This window comes from Pseudomonas sp. CMR5c, assembly GCF_003850545.1.
Taxonomy (GTDB): Bacteria; Pseudomonadota; Gammaproteobacteria; order Pseudomonadales; family Pseudomonadaceae; genus Aquipseudomonas; species Aquipseudomonas piscis.
The window spans coordinates 699599-720041 of sequence record NZ_CP027705.1 but is presented as its reverse complement, the minus strand read 5'-3'; the positions used below and the strand labels follow the sequence as shown (position 1 = coordinate 720041).

General features: G+C 66.4%; 18 protein-coding genes and 1 pseudogene. 15 read left to right on the top strand and 4 right to left on the bottom strand.

Translation table 11 applies throughout. The features are described from left to right. Positions 1-45: 45 nt before the first annotated feature. The 4 genes from cobJ to cobG are packed head-to-tail and all read right to left on the bottom strand — an operon-like array spanning position 46 to position 4508. Positions 46-1755: a precorrin-3B C(17)-methyltransferase gene (gene cobJ, locus C4K40_RS03260; RefSeq protein WP_053132255.1), complete on the bottom strand. Its 1710-nt coding sequence runs from the start codon at positions 1753-1755 to the stop codon at positions 46-48. After that, positions 1755-2486: a precorrin-2 C(20)-methyltransferase gene (locus tag C4K40_RS03255; protein WP_031320795.1), complete on the bottom strand. Its 732-nt coding sequence runs from the start codon at positions 2484-2486 to the stop codon at positions 1755-1757. Before C4K40_RS03255 ends, cobJ begins: the two co-directional genes overlap by 1 nt. Beyond that, on the bottom strand, positions 2486-3112 hold the full coding sequence (locus C4K40_RS03250) for a precorrin-8X methylmutase (protein WP_053132257.1): 627 nt from the start codon (positions 3110-3112) through the stop codon (positions 2486-2488). The genes C4K40_RS03255 and C4K40_RS03250 overlap by 1 nt, the downstream gene beginning before the upstream one ends. Further along, the gene (gene cobG / locus C4K40_RS03245) at positions 3105-4508 is read right to left on the bottom strand and encodes a precorrin-3B synthase (protein WP_083456915.1); all 1404 of its coding nucleotides are present in this window, start codon (positions 4506-4508) and stop codon (positions 3105-3107) included. The genes C4K40_RS03250 and cobG overlap by 8 nt, the downstream gene beginning before the upstream one ends. A 48-nt stretch (positions 4509-4556) precedes the next feature. Between cobG and C4K40_RS03240 the strand changes: the two genes are divergently transcribed. The 15 genes and pseudogenes from C4K40_RS03240 (at position 4557) to urtA (ending at position 20405) form a co-directional block, all read left to right on the top strand. Further along, positions 4557-5801 (top strand): bifunctional cobalt-precorrin-7 (C(5))-methyltransferase/cobalt-precorrin-6B (C(15))-methyltransferase, encoded by a 1245-nt coding sequence (locus C4K40_RS03240; protein WP_053132259.1) that lies wholly within the window; start codon positions 4557-4559, stop codon positions 5799-5801. Then, positions 5794-6891 (top strand): cobalt-precorrin-5B (C(1))-methyltransferase, encoded by a 1098-nt coding sequence (locus C4K40_RS03235; protein WP_053132262.1) that lies wholly within the window; start codon positions 5794-5796, stop codon positions 6889-6891. The genes C4K40_RS03240 and C4K40_RS03235 overlap by 8 nt, the downstream gene beginning before the upstream one ends. Continuing rightward, on the top strand, positions 6888-7616 hold the full coding sequence (locus tag C4K40_RS03230; protein ID WP_053132265.1) for a cobalt-precorrin-6A reductase: 729 nt from the start codon (positions 6888-6890) through the stop codon (positions 7614-7616). Before C4K40_RS03235 ends, C4K40_RS03230 begins: the two co-directional genes overlap by 4 nt. A 439-nt stretch (positions 7617-8055) precedes the next feature. Further along, positions 8056-8256: pseudogene (locus C4K40_RS03220) on the top strand (type II toxin-antitoxin system RelE/ParE family toxin); the annotation flags it as partial. A gap of 3 nt (positions 8257-8259) precedes the next feature. Then, entirely contained in the window at positions 8260-8550 is a 291-nt protein-coding gene (locus tag C4K40_RS03215) for an addiction module antidote protein (RefSeq protein ID WP_022642042.1), read from the top strand. A 99-nt stretch (positions 8551-8649) separates the two neighbouring features. Beyond that, entirely contained in the window at positions 8650-9048 is a 399-nt protein-coding gene (locus C4K40_RS03210) for a DUF2946 domain-containing protein (protein ID WP_053132267.1), read from the top strand. 49 nt (positions 9049-9097) lie between these two features. Next, on the top strand, positions 9098-9592 hold the full coding sequence (locus tag C4K40_RS03205; protein ID WP_053132269.1) for a copper chaperone PCu(A)C: 495 nt from the start codon (positions 9098-9100) through the stop codon (positions 9590-9592). A 115-nt stretch (positions 9593-9707) separates the two neighbouring features. Further along, complete coding sequence (locus tag C4K40_RS03200; RefSeq protein WP_053132933.1) at positions 9708-10061, top strand: DUF2946 domain-containing protein; 354 nt, start codon at positions 9708-9710, stop codon at positions 10059-10061. 88 nt (positions 10062-10149) lie between these two features. Continuing rightward, positions 10150-12267 carry a TonB-dependent copper receptor gene (locus C4K40_RS03195; RefSeq protein WP_053132271.1) on the top strand — a complete coding sequence of 706 codons (2118 nt, stop codon included), beginning with the start codon at positions 10150-10152 and terminating at the stop codon, positions 12265-12267. Between the two features lie 171 nt (positions 12268-12438). Continuing rightward, a complete protein-coding gene (locus C4K40_RS03190; protein WP_053132273.1) occupies positions 12439-13821 on the top strand; it encodes a PepSY domain-containing protein in 1383 nt (460 codons plus the stop codon). A 151-nt stretch (positions 13822-13972) separates the two neighbouring features. Further along, entirely contained in the window at positions 13973-16111 is a 2139-nt protein-coding gene (locus tag C4K40_RS03185; RefSeq protein WP_053132276.1) for a TonB-dependent siderophore receptor, read from the top strand. A gap of 37 nt (positions 16112-16148) precedes the next feature. Further along, positions 16149-16937, top strand: coding sequence for an ABC transporter ATP-binding protein (locus C4K40_RS03180; protein ID WP_053132278.1), 789 nt, complete (start codon positions 16149-16151; stop codon positions 16935-16937). Further along, a complete protein-coding gene (locus tag C4K40_RS03175) occupies positions 16934-17893 on the top strand; it encodes an ABC transporter substrate-binding protein (RefSeq protein ID WP_053132280.1) in 960 nt (319 codons plus the stop codon). The genes C4K40_RS03180 and C4K40_RS03175 overlap by 4 nt, the downstream gene beginning before the upstream one ends. Then, the gene (locus tag C4K40_RS03170) at positions 17890-18900 is read left to right on the top strand and encodes an iron ABC transporter permease (protein ID WP_053132282.1); all 1011 of its coding nucleotides are present in this window, start codon (positions 17890-17892) and stop codon (positions 18898-18900) included. The genes C4K40_RS03175 and C4K40_RS03170 overlap by 4 nt, the downstream gene beginning before the upstream one ends. Positions 18901-19139: 239 nt before the next feature. Further along, complete coding sequence (urtA, locus tag C4K40_RS03165) at positions 19140-20405, top strand: urea ABC transporter substrate-binding protein (RefSeq protein ID WP_022642032.1); 1266 nt, start codon at positions 19140-19142, stop codon at positions 20403-20405. The last annotated feature ends 38 nt before the right edge of the window (positions 20406-20443 follow it).

Sequence of the window (20443 nt, the reverse complement as noted above, 5' to 3'; positions counted from 1 at the left end):
AGTTTTCAGCTTGCCGCTCAAAGCTCGAAGCTTGCCGCTGCCCCTCTAGTACCAACGCGGCGTGTAGACCCACTCGCCGCCATCCGCCTTGGCAAAGGTGCAGGTGGTGGAGGAGCCCACCAGCACCATGGTGCGCATGTCCACCTGCTCCGGGGTCAACTCGCCCAGGTTGGTGACGCGCAGGGTCTGGCCCGGGCGACCGATGTCGCGCCCCAATACCACCGGGGTTTGCGCTGTGCGGTGCTGGCGCACGATCTCCAGGGCCCGGCCCAATTGCCACGGGCGGGAACGGGAGATGGGGTTGTAAAAGGCCAGCACCAGGTCGGCCTGGGAGGCGAGGTCCAGGCGCTTCTCGATGATGTCCCAGGGCTTGAGGTTGTCCGACAGCGACAGCACGCAGAAGTCATGGCCCAGTGGCGCGCCCGCCTGGGCGGCGGTGGCCAGGGAGGCCGACACCCCGGGCAGGATCTCCAGGTCGACGTTGTGCCAGGCCGGGTCGCTGGATTCGTGCAGGGCTTCGAGCACCGCCGAGGCCATGGCGAACACGCCCGGATCGCCGGACGACACCACCACCACCGAACGGCCTTGGGCCGCCAGCTCGAAGGCGTGGCGGGCGCGCTGCATTTCCTCGCGGTTGTCGGTGCAGTGCATGATCTGGTCGGCGCGGAACGGGCCCGCCATGCGCACATAGGTTTCGTAGCCGAGGATGTCCTGGGCCCGGGCCAGCTCGGCCTTGACCGCCGGCACCATCAGTTCGGCGGCGCCCGGCCCCAGGCCGATCACGGCCAGGCGACCACGGGGCTGGCCGATCCGCTGCGGGTCCAGGGGTTCGCTGGTCACGGCGATGGCGATGTCCTCGCCCACACTGAGGGGCGGCAGCAATTGCGGCACCGCTTGTTGCGCCAGCTCGGCCACACTGCTGGCCGCCGGAGCAAAACGCAGCGGCACGCCCAGCTCGGCGGCGGCGTCACGCAAGGCCAGACTGGCCATTTCACTGTCGGCGGCCAGCAGGCAAGCGACGGACTGGCGAGCGATCCCGGCCTGGTGCAGAGCGGCCCGCAGATGCTCGGCCAATTCGAGGCCGCTATCGCGAGCAAGCTCGTTCCTGCAAGTGAGTGCGATAAGGACACTGCGCGGGTAGATCAGCAGTTCGTTGGGCGCGGGCTCACGCTCGGCGGAACCGACCCGGATGGTCAACCGGGCTTCGCGATCTTCCGGCAAGCGGGCTTCGGCCAGCCAGGGCGCGGCGCCTTCGATGCGCACGCTCTCGCCACCCAGTAAATCGGAGACAAAGCGCTTGCCCAGCTCCAGGTCGCCCAGGGCATAACCGCTGGGCGGGTTGAGCAGGCAAGTGCCGAAGCGCAGCTCACCGCTGGTGGTGATGGCCGCCGCCACGCCCAGGCCGGCAGCGATCTTGCGAGCCATGACGTTGACCCCACCCAGGCCGCCCAGCAATGGCACCACCGCGCTACCGTCCTCGGCCACCGCCAGTACCGGCGGCTCGGCGCCCTTCTCCAGCAGCAGCGGCGCCAGGGTGCGGATCACGATGCCGGCGGCGCACAGGGCGATGATCGGCGTGTCTTGTTGATAGAGCTGACGCAGGGTCGCGCCGAACTCCTGGTAACTGCGGTCGGCGCCCGTGGTGCGCTCGGCCAGGCCGTAGATCAGCGCGTCGGGGTACAGGCGCTGGATCCGCCGCGCGGTATCGAGGCTGCCTTGGCCAAGGATGACGATGGCCGGAATCGAACGGGCCATCAGCCTTGCCACCTTTGTCCGGGAACGATGATCAACGAGAAGTACGGCGACGACATCGGCTCCACCTCGTCCAGGGGCACGATCTTCTGGTTGGCCATGGTCGCGCGCTCGACATACAGCGCCCGCTGCGCCAGCCCCAGCTCATCCAGGACCTGGCGGACCTTGGGGAAATTGCGCCCCAGCTTCATCACCACTGCCGCGTCGGCATCGGCCAGACGGCGCTTGAGCTCCTCATGGGGCAACACACCGGACAGCACCGACAGGCTCTGGTTGCGATACACCAGCGGCGCACCCAGCACCGAGGCGCCGCCGAGCATCGAGCAGACTCCCGGCACCACTTCGGCCTGGTAGCGCTCGGCCAGGCGGTCGTGCAGGTACATGTAGGAACCGTAGAAGAACGGGTCGCCCTCGCAGATCACCGCCACATCGCGGCCGGCATCCAGGTGCTCGGCCACTTGCACGCTGGCTTCATCGTAGAAATCGCTGATCACCTGCTCATAGGACAGCGGTGCCGGCAGCGCTTCGGTGGTCACCGGGTAGACCAGCGGCAGCAGGGTCTGCGCCTCCTGCAGGTGCGCCTCGATGATGCCGAAGGCATTGCCCTTTTTCCCCTTGGCGACGAAGTAGGCCACCACCGGCGACTCGCGCAGCAGGCGCAGGGCCTTGAGGGTAATCAGTTCCGGATCACCAGGGCCCACGCCGAGGCCGATCAAACGTCCAGGTTGCTGCATCATTCGATCTCCGTGGCCAGGGCGTTGACGGCGGCGGCGGCCATGGCACTGCCGCCCAGGCGGCCTTGCATGATCACGAACGGCACGCCACGGCTGTCGGCGGCCAGCATCGCCTTGGATTCGGCAGCGCCGACGAAACCCACCGGGAAGCCAAGGATCAGCGCTGGCTTAGGTGCGCCGGCGTCGAGCATTTCCAACAGGTAGAACAGCGCGGTGGGGGCATTGCCGATCACCACCACGCTGCCTTCCAGGTAGGGCCGCCACAGTTCCAGGGCCACCGCCGAACGGGTGTTGCCCAGCTCGCGGGCCAGCTGCGGCACGCTATCGTCACGCAGGGTGCAGATCACCTGGTTGTTGGCCGGCAGCCGTGCCCGGGTGATGCCCTCGGACACCATCCGCGCATCGCAGAGGATCGGTGCCCCAGCAGCCAGGGCCTCGCGCCCGGCCTTGCCGGCGCCTTCAGAAAACTGCAGGCCATCGATGGCCTCGACCATGCCGCAGGCGTGGATCACCCGTACCGCGAGTTTTTCCAGGTCGGCCGGAATGCGTTCTAGCTTGGCTTCTTCGCGGATGATCGCGAAGGAGTTGCGATAGATCTCCTGACCGTCGCGGATGTAATCAATCATCAAGGTGGCTCCGTTGGCGGACATCAAGCAGCGCTTGTGCCGCTTCTATAGAAAGGTTGCGCGCCCGCAGCCTGCCGAACCCCGGCTGCGTGGCGTCGCGCACATACAAGTCGTAGCGTCCCGGGGCCACCGCCAGCAGGGTGGTGGGCGCCACATGGGCCGCAGCGCAAGTGCGCAGGCAGCCAGAAAGGTGTACCGCCGCCTGCTGCCCCTGGGCCTGCAACAGGGCTGCCAGGCGCAGCGCATCGCCCTTGGTATCGGCCTGGGCCTTGGCGCAACCGCTGGAGCCGGTGCAGGCAATCAGGTGGGCCAGGGCCTGCTCGGGACGGCAAAGCAAACCCAGCTCGGCCAGGCCAGCGGTGACCGCCGGGGCATCCGCCACGGCAATGTCGGGCAGCAGCAGGCTCTGCCAGGGCGTCAGGCGCAGGCTGGCGTCGCCATAGCGCAGGGCCAGTTGCGCGGCCCCCTTGAGCATGCCCGGGTCGAGCCGCCCCAGGGGCGCGACCGCACCGACATAGACCCGCCCGGCCACGGCCTGTGGATAAGTTCCCAGGTGCAAGCCCTCGACGGCCGCCGGCCGGCGCCAGCCATCGACGCTCAGCAGCGGGCCGCCCAGGCGCTGTTGCACCTGGAGCAGAAATTCCGCCACCGGCACCTGGGCCAGCAAGTGCCGCATACGGGTCTGCTCGGGGCTCGCCAGGTCGAGGAACGCCTCCAGCACCGCCACCAGCAGGTCATGGCCCTGCTCCAGCGGCACCGCCGCCAACGGCGCATCCACCGGGCAACCGGCCAGGCCGAAGGCCAGCAACCGCTGGCCCTCGCGCTCGCAAGCCGCCAGCCACAAATCGTGGTGATGCTGGAGCATGGCCAGGGCCTCGCCACCGTCCAGTTGCACGGCGAACTTGGGCGACAGTTCGTGGAACCGTGGATGACCTTGCAGGGTGTGCAGGATCTGCGCCGCCAGGGGCCGGGTATCGACCAGGTACTGGCGGTCGATACCGGCGCTGGGGCTGAGCATCAGGTTGCGTACATCGTCACCGGCCGCCGTGGCCGGCCCCAGGCCTGCCTCCAGCAGCTTGGCGATCAGTGCCTGGTGCTCGCCGCCGATGCCACGGATCTGCAGGTTGGCGCGGTTGGTGGCCTCGATCACCCCGCCGGCGAACACCTGCGCCGCCTCGGCCACGGCCACGGCCTGGGCCGCGCTGATGACCCCGCCGGCCAGCTTGATCCGGCAGATACCGCCGTCCAGGGCCGGGACGATACGCAACAACCCCGGACAGGCCGAGGGGCGGATGGCAGTGGACAGCGGACGTGGGTTCAAAGGAGTGACCGGCAGTGTGGGAAAAACGCTTCGCGGGCGAAGGCGCGGTATTATGCCTGCTTTGTCCGAAGGCATGAAAAGCCTGCCTGTCGGAACCCTGGCTTTTGTGTTCGAGGAATATCCATGTCGCCCTGGCTGACAGTAGTGGGAATCGGTGAAGACGGCTTCAAGGGCCTGGGTCGCAATGCCCGCCATGCCCTGCTGGGCGCTTCGCGGATCGTCGGCGGGCAACGTCAGCTGGAGCTGCTGCCGGCCTGCATCCGTGGCGAACGCCAGCTGTGGCCCAGCCCGTTTTCCCTGGAGCCGGTACTCGCCCAGCGTGGTACCGCGGTGTGCGTGCTGGCCAGCGGCGACCCGATGTTCTTCGGCGTCGGCGCCAGCCTGGCGCGGCAACTGCCCGCCGAGGAACTGCTGATCTTACCCGCGCCCTCCTCCTGCGCCCTGGCCGCCGCGCGCCTGGGCTGGCCCCTGCAGGAAGTGGTCAGCCTGTCGCTGGTGGCGCGGCCATTGGCCGCACTCAACGCCCATTTGGCCAACGGCCTGCGCCTGCTGGTGCTGAGCAATGACCGCCACAGCCCGGCGGCGGTGGCCGGCCTGCTGCGCGAGCGCGGCTTCGGCCCGAGCCGGATCAGCGCCCTGGAACACCTGGGCGGCCCGTTGGAGCGGCGTATCGACGGCACCGCCGACGACTGGCAAGACCCGGCCATCGCCGACCTCAACCTGCTGGCCATCGACTGCCGTGCCAGCCTCGACGCGCCACGCCTGTCGCGCCTGGCCGGCCTGCCGGACTCGGCCTTTGCCCATGACGGCCAGTTGACCAAGCGCGACGTACGCGCCATGACCCTGGCCCGCCTGGCCCCGATGCCCGGCGAGCTGCTGTGGGATGTCGGTGCCGGCAGCGGCTCGATCGGCATCGAGTGGATGCGCGCCCACCCCAGTTGCCGCGCCCTGGCCATCGAGGCCGACGCGGGTCGCCAGCAACTGATCGAACACAACCGCGACACCCTGGGCGTCCCCGGGTTGCAACTGATCCGTGGCAGCGCGCCCCAGGCCCTGGCTGGCCTGGAGCGCCCGGACGCGATCTTCATCGGCGGCGGCGTGACCCGCGACGGTGTGCTCGCCACCTGCTGGGAACGGCTCAAGCCCGGCGGCCGCCTGGTGGCCAATGCGGTGACCCTGCAAAGCGAGATGACCCTGATGGACTGGCGCCAGCGTCACGGCGGCGAACTGACTCGCATCCATGTGGCCCAGGCCCAGCCGCTGGGCGAGTTCGACACCTGGCGCCAGGCTTTGCCCATCACCCTGCTGGAACTGCACAAACCCCAGGACCCAGCCTGCACGCCATCCGGGGACGCGCCCCATGCGTGAGGAAACCGCCGAACAGCCCGCTGCGCTGCGCAGCGGCCTGACCACCGGCAGTTGCGCCACCGCTACCAGCCTCGCGGCCGCCCGCCTGCTGCTGGGCAACGTCGAGGCCGATGCGGTGGATATCGTCCTGCCCAAGGGCAAAGAGGTGCGGATGCGCCTGGAGTTCTGCCGGCGCACCAGCGACGGTGCCGAGGCCGGGACCATCAAGGATGCCGGCGACGACCCGGACGTGACCCATGGCGCCCTGCTCTACTCCCAGGTACGCCTGACCCATGAGCCAGGCATTCGCTTCGTGGCTGGGGCCGGGGTCGGTACCGTGACCCGCCCCGGGCTGGTCCTGGCGGTGGGCGAGCCGGCGATCAACCCGGTGCCACGGCGGATGATCGGCGAGCACCTGCAACGCCTGGCCGAGGAACAGGCCTACAACGGTGGCTTCGAAGTCACGGTGAACGTCGAGGGCGGCGAGGCCCTGGCGCAGAAGACCATGAACCCGCGCCTGGGGATTCTCGGCGGGCTGTCGATCCTGGGCACCAGTGGCATCGTCCGGCCGTTTTCCTGCGCGGCCTATATCGCCTCGATCCACCAGGGCATCGATGTCGCCAGGAGCAACGGCTACCAGCACGTCGCCGCCTGCACCGGCAACGCCAGCGAAGACACCATGCGCCGGGTCTACGGCCTGCCGGAAATCGCTCTGATCGAAATGGGCGACTTCGTCGGCGCGGTACTCAAGCACTTGCGCAAGGCCCCTGTGGATAAACTCAGCCTGTGCGGCGGCTTCGGCAAGATCAGCAAGCTGGCCGCCGGGCACATGGACCTGCACAGCCGCCACTCCAGCATCGACCTGCCGCAGCTGGCGCAATGGGCCGCCGAAATCGGTGCCGACCAACCGCTGCAAGAGGCCATCCGCCAGGCCAATACCAGCCAGCAGGCACTGGCCATGGCCAGTGCCGCCGGAGTCGCCCTGGGCGATGCGGTGTGCCGCCACGCCCTGGACTTCGCCCGCAGCGTGGTGCCGGCCCAAGTCCAGGTGGAAGTCTTCGCCATCGACCGCCAGGGCGGCATCGTCGGCCATGCCGGAGCCCAGTCATGAGCCGTATCCTGCTGCTGGGTGGGGTCACCGAGGCCCTGGCCATCGCCCGCTCCCTGGGGCCTGAACATGTCTACAGCCTGGCCGGCATCGGCCGGGTGCCCACGGACCTGGCCTGCCAGGTGCGGGTCGGTGGGTATGGCGGAGCCGAGGGCCTGGCGCAGTTCATTCGCGCCGAGAACATCACTCTGCTACTGGATGCTACCCATCCTTATGCCGCGCAGATCAGCGCCAATGCCCAGGCCGCCGCCCGGCTCGCCGGCATTCCCTGCTGGGCCCTGCGCCGCCCGGCCTGGCAAGCGCAGCCCGGGGACGACTGGCGCGAGGTGGCCGACTGGCCGCAACTGATGCAAGCCCTCGAACCTTTCCAGCGACCACTGTTCACCCTGGGTCGTGAACCCTTGCAGCATCTGGAGGAGATTCCCGCCGGCCAGTTCTGGACCCTGCGCGCCCTGCAAGCCTGCCCGGGCAACGAGCGCTGCGAAGTGATCGGCGCCCGCGGCCCGTTCCAGATCGACGACGAGCGCGAACTGTTCACGCGCCGGCGCATCGATGTGCTGATCAGCAAGAACAGCGGCAGCAGCGCCACCGAACCCAAGCTGGAAGTGGCCCGCGAACGGGGAGTACCAGTATTGATACTCAAGCGCCCCGAACTGCCCGAGGTCGATCGCTGTTTTACCGAAGTGCCCCAACTCCTGGCCGCCCTCGAGCGGCTGTCCAGCGCCTGACAGCAAAACGCGCCGCGCCTCACCTCAACCTGGGAACTCCCTGGCTGTGCCCGCCAGTCTCCGACCTTAACTTCCTTAGGAGCTCTGCAACGACCGGCTGCACGCCCGGTCGTCGCAGCGTTGCCTTTCATCTGGCAAATGAGTTGCCAGAGACGTATCCCAAGGAATACAGCCGCCATGTTCATCTTCGAGCAAACCCAGGAGTTCAGCCACTGGCTCACTCGCCTCAAGGACCCTCAGGGGAAGACCCGCGTACTGGCCCGGATCAGGGCAGCGCAACTAGCAGGCCATTGAAAAATGTAGGCGAGGCAGCCAGCGCACGGCAAAAACAGGCGAAAAAGCGCAGTTTACGAGTGGTAAATGAGCATTTTGACCGGGCTGGCGCACCAGCCTGTTTTTAACGCCGCGATGGCAACGCAGGTAGTTTTTCAACGGCCTGCTAGGGCGGTTCGGCGACTGTGTATCAATAGGAGGTGGAGTCCATGAGATGCGTATCCACCGCGGGCCCGGCTACCGGGTGTACTTTTCACGGCGAGGCGAACGGATCTACCTGCTGTTGATCGGTGGTGACAAGAGCCCCCGGAGTCGCGACATCCAACGAGCCCGGCAACTGGCTCACGACCTCAAGAACGAGGACTGAAACATGCGCACCCCAGTGACCCGCTTCGATGCGGCCGACTACCTCAAGACCCCGCAAGACATGGTGGCCTACCTCGATGCCTGCTTCGAGGAAGATGCCGGTGATGGCGTGCTGATCCGCGCCGCCCTCAACGACATCGCCCGCGCCCGTGGCATGACCCAGGTAGCCCGGGACACCGGCCTGGGCCGCGAAAGCCTGTACAAGGCGCTGGGCAGCCAGGGCAATCCCGAGTTCGCGACTATCATCAAGGTGATGAAGGCGCTGGGACTCAAGCTCCAGGTCAGCCCGGCCTGAGCCAGCACTGCGACACCACACCGCACACGGTGTTTTTTTACTTATCCACAGCGATCAGGCTAAATACCCGCCTGATCGCTCAACCGACGGATCGTCACCATGTCCCGACAACGGCTCGCATTTGCCTGGATCGCCTGCTTCGCAGTGCTGTTCAACATGCTTGCCATGCCGCTTTCCGGGGCCATGCAAAGCAGCGACCAAGGGCTGGACGAACAACTGCTATGGGGCAGTTTCTGTTCCTCCAGCGGCACCAAGATGATCGCCATCTCCCTGGGCAAGCTCGAACAAAAAGCCCCGCAGAACGACGATCACTCGAACATGCAGCATTGCTGGTGCTGCTCCGGCTCGGCGCCCTTGGTGGCCCTGCCTGGCCATGCGCCGCAGCTGTACTTCACCCGCTTCATCGCCCAGCCGGGCGCCCCGCAACCGCCGCTCGAGCAACTCACCCCGCGCCAGCAATGGCCCAGCCTGAATCCCGGTGCACCGCCTCTGGCATGATTCCCTTTCGCAAGTGACCTGCGTTTTTGAATCGTTCTGGAGAACCACCATGCTCAAGTCTTCCCTGGTCAAGCACACCCTGCTGCTGGCCGCCCTGCTGTTGCCTGCCAGCTTCGCCAGCGCCCATGAATACAAGGCCGGCCAATTGCAGATCGACCATCCCTGGTCCCAGGAACTGCCGCCGAACGCGCCGACCGTCGCCGCCTACTTCGTGCTGCACAACCCGGGCAAGAACGCCGACACCCTGCTCAGCGTCGAGACGCCGATCGCCGGTCGCGCCGAACTGCATGAGCATGTGATGCAGGGCGACATGATGAAGATGCAGCAGGTGGCCAAGGTGGTCGTGCCCGCCGGTGGCGAAGTGCGATTCGCGCCCATGAGCTATCACGTGATGCTCATGGAGCTCAAGGACCGCAGCCTGCTCAGCGATGGCAAGCGCTTCCCGCTGACCCTGCACTTCGAGAAGGCCGGCGACGTCACCGTCGAGGTCGCCGTGCAGAAGCAGGCACCCGGCGCAGCGCAAGAGCATCAGCACGCTCACTAAGCACTGACCGCCGGTCCCATCCGTGAACGCCCCGCTCGCGCCTGGCCGCAGGCGGTCCGCAGCACGCCGTACCTCCATAGGGGTGCGGCGCGGCAGCTGGATCAGTCTGTTCGCCATGCTGATGATCTTCATCGGTCCGCTGATTTCCCAGTCGATGCCGATGGATCACGCGATGCCGATGAACATGTCCGTATCCATGGACATGGGCAGCGGCGTGTCCGGCTGCCACGGCGATAACCCACACGCTTCGCACCCTGCAAAATCCCAAGGCGAGCAACATGTGCTCTGGGAGAAATGCGGTTATTGCAGCCTGCTGTTCAACTGCCCTGCACTGCCATCGGGGCTGTCATTCGCCCAGCTCGATGCACCGCTGGCCCAGCATTTCCTGATCCCCGCCACGCGCCTGGGCCACGCCCGGCAGACCGTGTTCCCCGGCGCGCTGACCCGCGCTCCGCCGATCGACGCCTGAGTCACCTGCTCACTCCACACGGCCGGCTGTCAGCACGACAGGCGTGCGCTCGCGGCCGTGTCATTCAAGACCGATCGATGGAACCATTATGTTTTCTGCTGACTCTCGCCTGGGCGTTGCCCAGCCAACCAAGCCCTTTGCCCTGAACCCGTCGCGCCAGCACTTCAACCGTGCCCTGGCTGTGCTGTGTGGTGCCCTGCTGACGCCCCTGGCCATGGCCGACGAAGCTTCGGCCGAACACGCCCATCACAGTACCGAGCTGAGCCCGACGGTGATCACCGCCATCGCCCCCAGCTCGCCCCTGACCGTGGTCACCAACCCCAAGGACCCACGCCAACCGGTACCGGCCAGCGATGGCGGCGACTACCTCAAGACCATTCCCGGCTTCGCCCTGGTGCGCAACGGCGGCACCAACGGCGACCCGGTGCTGCGCGGCATGTTCGGCTCGCGCCTGAACATCCTCACCAACGGCAGCATGATGCTCGGCGCTTGCCCTGGCCGCATGGACGCCCCGACCTCCTACATCTCCCCGGAAACCTACGACCGGCTGACGGTGATCAAGGGCCCGCAAACCGTACTCTGGGGCCCCGGCGCCTCCGCTGGCACCGTGCTCTTCGACCGTGAGCCCGAGCACTTCGGCGAACTCGGCACCCGGGTCAACGCCAGCCTGCTGGCCGGCTCCAACGGCCGCTTCGACAAGACCCTGGACGCAGCCGCTGGCGGCCCCCTGGGTTATGTCCGGGTGATCGGCAACACCGCCCACTCCGACGACTACAAGGACGGCAACAACGACACCGTGGCCTCGCGCTACGACAAGTGGAACGGCGATGTCGCCCTGGGCTGGACCCCGGACGCCGACACCCTGCTGGAGCTGACTGCTGGCAAGGGCGACGGCGAGGCCCGCTACGCCGGTCGCGGCATGGATGGCTCGCAGTTCAAGCGCGAGAGCCTGGGCCTGCGGTTCGAGAAATCCAACATCGGCGAGGTCCTGGACAAGGTCGAGGCCCAGGTCTATTACAACTACGCCGACCACGTGATGGACAACTACAGCCTGCGCACCCCGTCGGGCAGCGGCATGATGGGCAAGCCCATGGTCAGCAACGTCGACCGCCGCACCCTGGGCGCACGGATCAAGGCCACCTGGCGCTGGGCCGATGTGCAGTTGATCGGCGGCATCGATGCCCAGACCAACGAACATCGCCAGCGCGGCGGCATGGGCGTGGATGCGCACAAGGGCCAGCCCTGGACCAAGGACGCCGACTTCCACAACTATGGCGCCTTCGGCGAGCTGACCTGGTACGCCGCCGAGCGCGACCGGCTGATCACCGGCGCCCGCCTCGATCGAGCCTCGGCCAAGGACTATCGGCAGAGCATCAAGTCGGGAATGATGAGCCGCCCCAACCCCACCGCCGGCGACACCCGTGCCGACACCCTGCCCAGCGGTTTCGTGCGTTACGAGCATGACCTGGCCGACAGCCCGACCACCTTGTATGCCGGTCTCGGCCACGCCCAGCGCTTCCCCGACTACTGGGAGCTGTTCTCGCCGAAGATGGGTCCGGCCGGCTCGTTGAACGCCTTCGACTCGATCAAGCCGGAAAAGACCACCCAGCTCGACTTCGGCCTGCAATACCAGGGCGCCGACCTGGAAGCCTGGGCCTCGGGCTACATCGGCCAGGTGCGTGACTACATCTTGTTCGACTACCGCAGCGGCAGCTCGCAAGCGCAAAACATCGACGCCCGGATCATGGGCGGCGAACTGGGCGCGGCCTACAAGCTGACCTCCAACTGGAAGGCCGATGCCACCCTGGCCTACGCCTGGGGCAAGAACAGCAGCGATGGCAAGGCCCTGCCACAGATGCCACCGCTGGATGCGCGCTTCGGCCTGACCTACAGCGAGGACGACTGGAGTGCCGGCGCCTTGTGGCGAGTGGTGGCGGCGCAGAACCGCGTCGACCTGAACAAGGGCAACGTGGTCGGCAAGGACTTCGGCAAGAGCGGCGGCTTCGGCGTGTTCTCCCTCAACGGCGCCTACCGCATCAACAAGAACCTCAAGCTCAGCACCGGGGTCGACAACCTGTTCGGCAAGGCCTACGCCGAGCACCTGAACCTGGCGGGCAACGCCGGCTTCGGCTACCCGGCCACTGATCCACAAGCCATCAAGGAACCCGGCCGCACCTTCTGGACCAAGGTCGACCTGAGCTTCTGACGAACCGTTGCAGCGGCTGCGCGACCCTACGTAGCCTGCGGCAGCGGCTACACCAGGCACCTGTAGCCGCTGCCGAGCTGGCGAGGCTGCGACAAGGCCCGCAGAGCCTTCAGCAGTGGTTGCAGGTGCCACCCATAACGACAGATCCACAGCCTTGCGGAGCGCTTCACGATGAACCGACCCAAAGTGTCTTTCTACAACTTGGCCTGGCGCTGGCATTTCTACGCCGGGCTGTTCGTCGCCCCTTTCATGGTGATGCTGGCCCTGACCGGCATCGTCTACCTGTTCAAACCGCAACTCGACCCACTGATGTACCCCAGCTTGCTCAAGGTCCCCGCCGGGCAGCACAGCCTGGCGGCCGACGAGCTGCTGCAACGGGTCCAGGCGGCCTATCCCCAGGGCCATATCAAGCAGTACCTACCACCTGTGGATGCCGGGCGCAGCGCCCAGTTCGTGGTGCAGCACAAAGACCAGGAACTCAACGTCTTCATCGATCCCTACCATGGCGACGTGCTCGGCGAGCAGGATGCCAAACGCAACCTGCAAGCGGTGGCCCGGGCCATTCACGGTGAGCTGATGATCGGCACCGTCGGCGACCGGCTGGTGGAGCTAGCGGCCAGCTGGGGCATCGTCCTGGTGGTCTCGGGCCTGTACCTGTGGTGGCCACGGGGCAAGTCTTCGGCAGGCGTGCTATGGCCGCGCCTGAATGCCCGGGGCCGGCTGTTCTGGCGCGACCTGCATGGCGTGCTGGGGTTCTGGGGCGCGGCCTTCCTGCTGTTGATGCTGCTCAGCGGCATGAGCTGGACCGGCTTCTGGGGCAGGCAGTACGCCGACCTGTGGAACCGCTTCCCGGTGGCCATGTGGAACGACGTACCGACCTCCAATCAGCAGGCCGGCGAGCTCAACAGCGCCACCCGCCAGACCGTGCCCTGGGCCCTGGAGAACACACCGATGCCGATGTCCGGCGACCATGCCGAGCACATGGGCCATGCCATGGCCGCAGCGGCCCCGGCAGCGCCGGCCATCAGCCTGCAACAGGTTCAGGACATCGCTCGCCAGCGCCAGGTCGAGCCCGGCTACAGCATCACCCTGCCCAGCAGTGCCACCGGGGTGTTCACCATCGCCCTGTTCGCCGACGACCCGCGCAACGACGCCACCCTGCATGTCGACCAGTACACCGGCAAGGTCCTGGCCGATGTGCGCTGGCAGCACTACAGCAATGTGGCCCGGGCCACCGAGCTGGGCGTGATGTTGCATGAGGGCAAGATGTTCGGCCGCTTCAACCAGCTGGTGGTGCTGGTGGTGTGCCTGATGATCCTTCTGGGTGCGGTGAGCGGCATCGTCATGTGGTGGCAGCGTCGCCCTGCCGGCCGTCTCGGGGTGCCGCCGCTGCGTCACGATCTGCCACGCTGGAAAACCGCGATGCTGGTGATCGCCCTGCTGGCCGTGACCTTTCCCCTGGTAGGCGCCTCGCTGGTGGTGGTATGGCTGCTGGATCGCCTGGTGATCTCGCGCTGGAACCGCGATCCTGAATCTGCCTCATCTTCCACATGAATCAGCCGAGATGCGCATTGCAGAGGGCTCTGTACAATCCCCGCGCTTTAGCCGCGCACAGACATAGTGTTACTTTATAACACTTGATGTAAGCTCCTTGCCCGCAGCCCCACTGCGGGCAACCCTCTCGAAGAAGCGATTCACCGCCCCGATGAACAAGTACCTGCTGTCCAGTCTCTGCCTGCTCGCCCTGCCGTCCCTGTCCCAGGCCGACGATGCCGCCCTGACCCTACCCACCGGCACCATCTCTGCCGCAGCCAACGACAGCAACGACAGCGTCAGCCTGAAGACCCCGACCACCGCCGGTTCACGCCTGGGCCTGAGCGCCCTGGAAACCCCGGCCAGCACCGACAGCCTGAGTGGCGAGCGCATCCGCGCCCGGGGCGATCGCAGCATCCAGGACGCGGTATCGCGCAGCGCCGGCATCAGCCGCACCGGCACCCCCGGGGACGGCGGCACCTCGTTGTCGGCCCGGGGCTTCACCGGGCAGAGTTCGGTGATGCAACTCTACGATGGCAACCGCATGTATACCGGCATGGGCACCGTGACCTTTCCGGTGAACAGCTGGGCCGTGGAACGGGTCGACGTACTGCGCGGCCCGGCCTCGGTGCTGTACGGCGAAGGCGCCACTGGCGCGGTGATCAACACCATCCCCAAGAAGCCCTTCAGTGGCGAGATCGAGAACCACCTGCGCCTGGGCTACGGCTCCTTCGATCGCCAGCAACAGGCCCTGGACAGTGGCGGTTCGCTGAGCGACAGCCTGAGCTACCGGCTCAACCTCAATCGCGAACGCAGCAACGGCTGGGTCGACCGTGGCGATTCCTCGGGGGATTTCGTCAGCGCCGCCCTGCGCTGGCAGGCCCGCGATGACCTGGCCTTCACCCTGGCCCACGACTACGGCGACCAGAACCCGATGAACTACTTCGGCACGCCGCTGATCGACGGGCGCTTGCACAAGCGCCTGCGGGACAAGAACTACAACGTCAGCAACGACAAGCAGCACTACAACGACCAGTGGACTCGCCTGACCAGCGAGTGGCAGATTTCCGATAACCTCAGCGCCAGCAACGAGCTGTACTACCTCAAGGCCCAGCGCCGCTGGCAGAACGCCGAGAACTACAACTGGAGCACGACGGACCGGCAACTGAGCCGCAGCGGCTACTTCGGTATCGGCCACCAGCAGGAACAGGTGGGCGATCGCCAGACCTTCACCCTCAAGCACTCGCTGTTCGGCCTCGACAGCCAGACCCTGGTCGGGATGGACTACAACCGCATCCGCTTCCATATGAAGAGCAACTCGCCCTTCGATGACGTCACCACCCATGGTGACCCCATCGACCTGTACCACCCAGCCAAAGGCGAGTTCATCAGCAACAGCCCCTACCGCGATCAGTTCAAGACCACCACCAGGCAGATGTCGGTCTTCGCCGAAAACCGCCTGCAACTCAGCGAGCGCTGGTCCCTGGTGACCGGTATGCGCCGTGACTATGCGCATATCGATCGCGATGACTTGAAGGACGGCAGCCAGAGCGACAAGACCCTGACCGGCAACAACTGGAAGGCCGGCCTGGTGTTCGCCGTCACCCCGGACACCTCCCTGTACGGCCAATACTCCACCAGCACCGATGGTGTCGGCGGATTGATTTCCCTGAGTCCGGATCAGCAGCAATTCGACCTGTCCACCGCCAAGCAGACCGAGGTCGGTCTCAAGCAGGCGTTCTGGGACCAGCGCGGCGAATGGACCCTGGCGGCCTACCACATCGTCAAGAAGAAGCTGCTGATAGATGTGCCTCAAGTTCCCGGGGTTGCGCCCCGCAAGGATCAAGTAGGCCAGCAATCCTCCAATGGCCTGGAGGCCAGCCTGGACCTGCAGCTGCCCCACGCCTGGCAACTGCAGGCCAATGCCGCCATCGTTCGTGCCCAGTACGATGACTTCACCCAGATTGTGGATAACCAGCCAGTCTCTCGCGATGGCAAGCGCCCGGTGGACGTGCCACGGCGCACCGCCAACCTGTGGCTGAGCAAGACCATCAACGACGACCTGCAGGCAGGTGCCGGGGTGCGCTACGTGGATGCGCGCTACGCCGACATGGCCAACCGCAACCAGCTGCCCAGCTACACCGTGGTGGACGCCAACATCTCGTGGCAAGCCTTGCGCAATACCACCCTGGGCCTGCAATTGAACAATCTGTTCGACCGCCAGTACGCCCAAAGCCAATACAATGACGGCCAGCAATGGATACTCGGCGAGCCGCGCTCGTTCTTCGTCACCGCCGACTATCGCTTCTGAACCCTTGCCGGACCACCGGCAACCACACGGACAAGGCATGACCTCGCTGAACCTCCTCGACCTGGCCTGGAGCCCCCTGGGCCAGGGCCACTGCCACCACCAGTTCCAACTGCGTGAGGCCAACCTGCACGTGCAGGCCGGGGAGTTCGTCGGCCTGATCGGGCCCAATGGCAGCGGCAAGACCAGCCTGCTGCGCTGCGCCTATCGCTTCAGCAAGCCGCAGCAGGGCGAGGTGCAACTGGCCCACCAGAATGTCTGGAAGCAGTCGCCACGCTGGTGCGCACAACGCATCGCCGTGGTGCTCCAGGAGTTTCCCGATGCCTTCGGCCTCACCGTGCAGGAAGTGGTCGCCATGGGCCGCACCCCGCACAAGGGCCTGTTCGACGGCGACACCCGGCACGACCATGCCATCGCCCGCGAAGCCCTGGAATCCGTGGGCCTGCTGGGCTTCGAGGAGCATGCCTTCGCGACCCTGTCGGGCGGGGAAAAACAACGGGTGATCCTGGCCCGGGCCCTGGCCCAGCAACCGCAGTTGCTGATTCTCGACGAGCCGACCAACCACCTCGACCCGCGCTACCAGCTGGAACTGCTGCAACGGGTCAAGCGCCTGGGCATCGGCGCCCTGGCCAGCATCCACGACCTGAACCTGGCCGCGGCCTTCTGCGACCGGTTGTACGTCCTCGACCACGGACGCATCGTCGCCAGCGGCACTCCCAGCGAAGTGCTCACCGTCGAGTTGCTGCGCAACGTCTTCGGCGTCGAGGCGCTGATCGATGCCCACCCCCTGTCCGGCTACCCACGAATCACCTGGATCACCCAACCATGACCTTGCGCTCCCTGCTTCGCTCCAGCCTGCTCCTGGCCCTGTCACTGGGGGCCGCCCAGGCCTTCGCCGAGGCCACCCGCTACCCATTGACCATCACCAGCTGCAACCGCGAAGTGACCTTCAAGCAAGCGCCCAGGCATGCCCTGAGCCACGACATCAACATGACCCAGATGATGCTCGCCCTGGGGCTCAAATCGCGCATGGTGGGCTACAGCGGAATCAGCGGCTGGAAGGCCGTGACTCCGCAGATGAGCGCCCTGCTGGACGGCCTGCCGGAGCTGGCGGCCAAGTACCCGTCGGTGGAGACCCTGCTCAATGCCAACGTCGACTTCCTGTTCGCCGGCTGGGACTACGGCATGCGCGTGGGCGGCGACCTGACCCCGCAGACCCTGGCGCCCCTGGGCATCAATGTCTATGAGCTGACCGAGTCCTGCGCGTTCGTGATGAAGCGCCCGGCCGCCAGCCTCGACGATACCTACAACGACCTGCGCAACCTCGGCCGGATCTTCGACGTGCAGGATCGCGCCAATGCGCTGATCGCCCAGATGCAGGAGCAGGTGGCCCAGGTGCAACAGGACCTGCCCACGGATAAACCCCGGGTATTCCTCTACGACAGCGGCGAAGACCGGGCCATGACCTCCGGCCGCCTGGGCATGCCCCAGGCGCTGATCGACGCCGCCGGCGGGCGCAACATCCTCGACGACGTCGAGGCCAGCTGGACCCGGGTCAACTGGGAGACCGTGGTGGAGCGCAACCCGCAAGTGATCGTCATCGTCGACTACAGCGAGGTCACCGCCGAGCAGAAGCAGCAGTTCCTGCTGGACAACCCGGCGCTGCAAGGCGTCGACGCCATCAAGAACCAGCGCTTCATCGTCATTCCCTATGTGCAGGCCACTCCCGGCATCGACAACGTGCTGGCGGTAGAAGCCCTGGCCAAGGGTTTCCACGGCGAATGACTACACGTCGCTACAGCTGGCTGCTCTTGACCCTCGCCGGCCTGCTCCTGGTCTCTTGCGTGCTGTGCCTGGGTTTCGGCCCGGCGCGGGTGCCGGTGGACGTGGTGGGCCGGATCCTGCTGCACAAGACCCTGGGCCTGGGCGAGGTGGACTGGAGTCCCGGCCAGGAACATATCGTCTGGCTGATCCGCGTACCGCGCATGCTCCTGGGAGCGCTGGTGGGCGCCGGGCTGGCGTTGATCGGCGCGGTGCTGCAAGCGGTGACCCGCAACCCGCTGGCCGACCCGCACCTGCTGGGCGTCACCTCCGGCGCCACCCTGGGCGCGGTGATCGTGGTCCTGCACGTGGGGCAGGTCATCGGCCTGCTGACCCTGCCCCTGGCCGCCTTCATCGGCGCCGTGGCGAGCATGATCCTGGTGCTGGGCATCGCCGCCCGCAGCGGTCGCCTGGACAGCGACCGCCTGCTGCTGTGCGGGGTGGCGGTGTCGTTCGTGATGATGGCGGTGGCCAACCTGCTGCTGTTCATGGGCGACCACCGGGCCAGTTCGGCGGTGATGTTCTGGATGCTCGGCGGCCTGGGCCTGGCGCGCTGGGAGCTGCTGGCGATTCCCGCGATCAGCGTGCTCCTCGGGTTGCTGTTGCTGCTGGGCATGGCCCGGCCATTGAACGCCCTGATGGCCGGCGAGCAGACCGCCGTGACCCTGGGCCTGAACGCGCGCAACGTGCGCCTGAAGGTATTCCTGATCGCCTCGCTGATGACCGGCGTGCTGGTGTCCATCAGCGGCTCCATCGGCTTCGTCGGGCTGATGGTGCCGCACATCGCCCGGCGCTTGGTGGGTGCCGAACACCGTCGATTGCTGCCGGCCTGCGTGCTGCTGGGCAGCCTGTTCCTGGTGTGGGTGGACGTTGCCGCGCGAACCCTGATCGCCCCCGAGGACCTGCCCATCGGCGTGGCCACCGCAGCCATCGGCGGCTTGTTCTTCATTGGTCTGATGCGCCGACGCTGAGAGCCTCGCTCCTACACCTACGCAAGAAAACCACGCACGGTCGCCACCAGCACCAACGAAGCGCATTCGCCCGCACCAAAGACTCCCCACGGCCCTGCGATGGTGCGCCAGCCACCGCTCTTCCCCTCTCGTATCGCGGGTTTCGCGGCCCTTGGCCAACCCGGCACAGCCCTTGCAAAACACCCTTCACTGGTTCGCATCTGCCTTTTAAAAATCCAAGAGTTCACGGAGATCGCACAATGAAGCGTCGTAGCTTGCTCAAGGCTTTCACCCTCTCGACCGCTCTTGCCACCCTGGGCCTGACCTGGACCGCCCAGGCCGCCGAGACCATCAAGGTGGGCATCCTGCATTCGCTGTCGGGCACCATGGCGATCTCCGAGACCTCGCTCAAGGACATGGCCCTGATGACCATCGACGAGATCAACGCCAAGGGCGGAGTCAACGGCAAGCAACTGGAGGCGGTGGTGGTGGACCCGGCCTCCAATTGGCCGCTGTTCGCCGAGAAGGGCCGGCAGTTGCTGAGCCAGGACAAGGTGGCGGTGGTGTTCGGCTGCTGGACCTCGGTCTCGCGCAAATCGGTGCTGCCGGTGTTCGAGGAGCTCAACGGCCTGTTGTTCTACCCGGTGCAATACGAGGGCGAGGAAATGTCGCCCAACGTGTTCTACACCGGCGCGGCGCCGAACCAGCAGGCGATCCCGGCGGTGGAATACCTGATGAGCGAAGACGGCGGCAGCGCCAAGCGCTTCTTCCTGCTGGGCACCGACTACGTCTACCCACGCACCACCAACAAGATCCTGCGTTCGTTCCTGCACGCCAAGGGCGTGGCCGACAAGGACATCGAGGAGGTCTACACCCCGTTCGGCCACAGCGACTACCAGACCATCGTCGCCAGCATCAAGAAGTTCGCCGCCGGCGGCAAGACTGCGGTGATCTCCACGGTCAACGGCGACTCCAACGTGCCCTTCTACAAGGAGTTGGCCAACCAGGGCCTGAAGGCCACCGAGGTGCCGGTGGTGGCCTTCTCGGTGGGCGAGGAAGAACTGCGCGGCATCGACACCAGGCCACTGGTGGGCAACCTCGCCGCCTGGAACTACTTCGAGTCGGTGGATAACCCGGTGAACCAGAAGTTCGTCGCGGCCTGGAAGGCCTACGCCAAGGCCAAGAACCTGCCGGGGGCCGACAAGGCGGTGACCAACGATCCGATGGAAGCCACCTACGTGGGCATCCACATGTGGGCCCAGGCCGTGGAGAAGGCCAAGTCCACCGATGTCGACAAGGTCCGCGAGGCCCTGGCCGGACAGACCTTCGCCGCGCCTTCGGGCTACACCCTGACCATGGACCCGAGCAACCACCACCTGCACAAGCCGGTGATGATCGGCGAGATCCAGCCCGACGGTCAGTTCAACGTGGTCTGGCAGACCGCAGGCCCGGTCCGCGCCCAACCCTGGAGCCCCTTCATCCCGGGCAACGACAAGAAGCCGGACTACGCGGTGAAGAGCAACTGAGCAGCGTATCCATTCCTCTGTAGGGGCGAGCGGGCGGC

What these genes read in the sequence shown, in the direction of transcription:
- cobJ (WP_053132255.1), bottom strand. Translation starts at nt 1,755, where the DNA reads ATGGCCCGTTCGATTCCGGCCATCGTCATCCTTGGCCAAGGCAGCCTC.
- C4K40_RS03255 (WP_031320795.1), bottom strand. Translation starts at nt 2,486, where the DNA reads ATGCAGCAACCTGGACGTTTGATCGGCCTCGGCGTGGGCCCTGGTGAT.
- C4K40_RS03250 (WP_053132257.1), bottom strand. Translation starts at nt 3,112, where the DNA reads ATGATTGATTACATCCGCGACGGTCAGGAGATCTATCGCAACTCCTTC.
- cobG (WP_083456915.1), bottom strand. Translation starts at nt 4,508, where the DNA reads ATGCCTTCGGACAAAGCAGGCATAATACCGCGCCTTCGCCCGCGAAGC.
- C4K40_RS03240 (WP_053132259.1), top strand. Translation starts at nt 4,557, where the DNA reads ATGTCGCCCTGGCTGACAGTAGTGGGAATCGGTGAAGACGGCTTCAAG.
- C4K40_RS03235 (WP_053132262.1), top strand. Translation starts at nt 5,794, where the DNA reads ATGCGTGAGGAAACCGCCGAACAGCCCGCTGCGCTGCGCAGCGGCCTG.
- C4K40_RS03230 (WP_053132265.1), top strand. Translation starts at nt 6,888, where the DNA reads ATGAGCCGTATCCTGCTGCTGGGTGGGGTCACCGAGGCCCTGGCCATC.
- C4K40_RS03215 (WP_022642042.1), top strand. Translation starts at nt 8,260, where the DNA reads ATGCGCACCCCAGTGACCCGCTTCGATGCGGCCGACTACCTCAAGACC.
- C4K40_RS03210 (WP_053132267.1), top strand. Translation starts at nt 8,650, where the DNA reads ATGTCCCGACAACGGCTCGCATTTGCCTGGATCGCCTGCTTCGCAGTG.
- C4K40_RS03205 (WP_053132269.1), top strand. Translation starts at nt 9,098, where the DNA reads ATGCTCAAGTCTTCCCTGGTCAAGCACACCCTGCTGCTGGCCGCCCTG.
- C4K40_RS03200 (WP_053132933.1), top strand. Translation starts at nt 9,708, where the DNA reads ATGCTGATGATCTTCATCGGTCCGCTGATTTCCCAGTCGATGCCGATG.
- C4K40_RS03195 (WP_053132271.1), top strand. Translation starts at nt 10,150, where the DNA reads ATGTTTTCTGCTGACTCTCGCCTGGGCGTTGCCCAGCCAACCAAGCCC.
- C4K40_RS03190 (WP_053132273.1), top strand. Translation starts at nt 12,439, where the DNA reads ATGAACCGACCCAAAGTGTCTTTCTACAACTTGGCCTGGCGCTGGCAT.
- C4K40_RS03185 (WP_053132276.1), top strand. Translation starts at nt 13,973, where the DNA reads ATGAACAAGTACCTGCTGTCCAGTCTCTGCCTGCTCGCCCTGCCGTCC.
- C4K40_RS03180 (WP_053132278.1), top strand. Translation starts at nt 16,149, where the DNA reads ATGACCTCGCTGAACCTCCTCGACCTGGCCTGGAGCCCCCTGGGCCAG.
- C4K40_RS03175 (WP_053132280.1), top strand. Translation starts at nt 16,934, where the DNA reads ATGACCTTGCGCTCCCTGCTTCGCTCCAGCCTGCTCCTGGCCCTGTCA.
- C4K40_RS03170 (WP_053132282.1), top strand. Translation starts at nt 17,890, where the DNA reads ATGACTACACGTCGCTACAGCTGGCTGCTCTTGACCCTCGCCGGCCTG.
- urtA (WP_022642032.1), top strand. Translation starts at nt 19,140, where the DNA reads ATGAAGCGTCGTAGCTTGCTCAAGGCTTTCACCCTCTCGACCGCTCTT.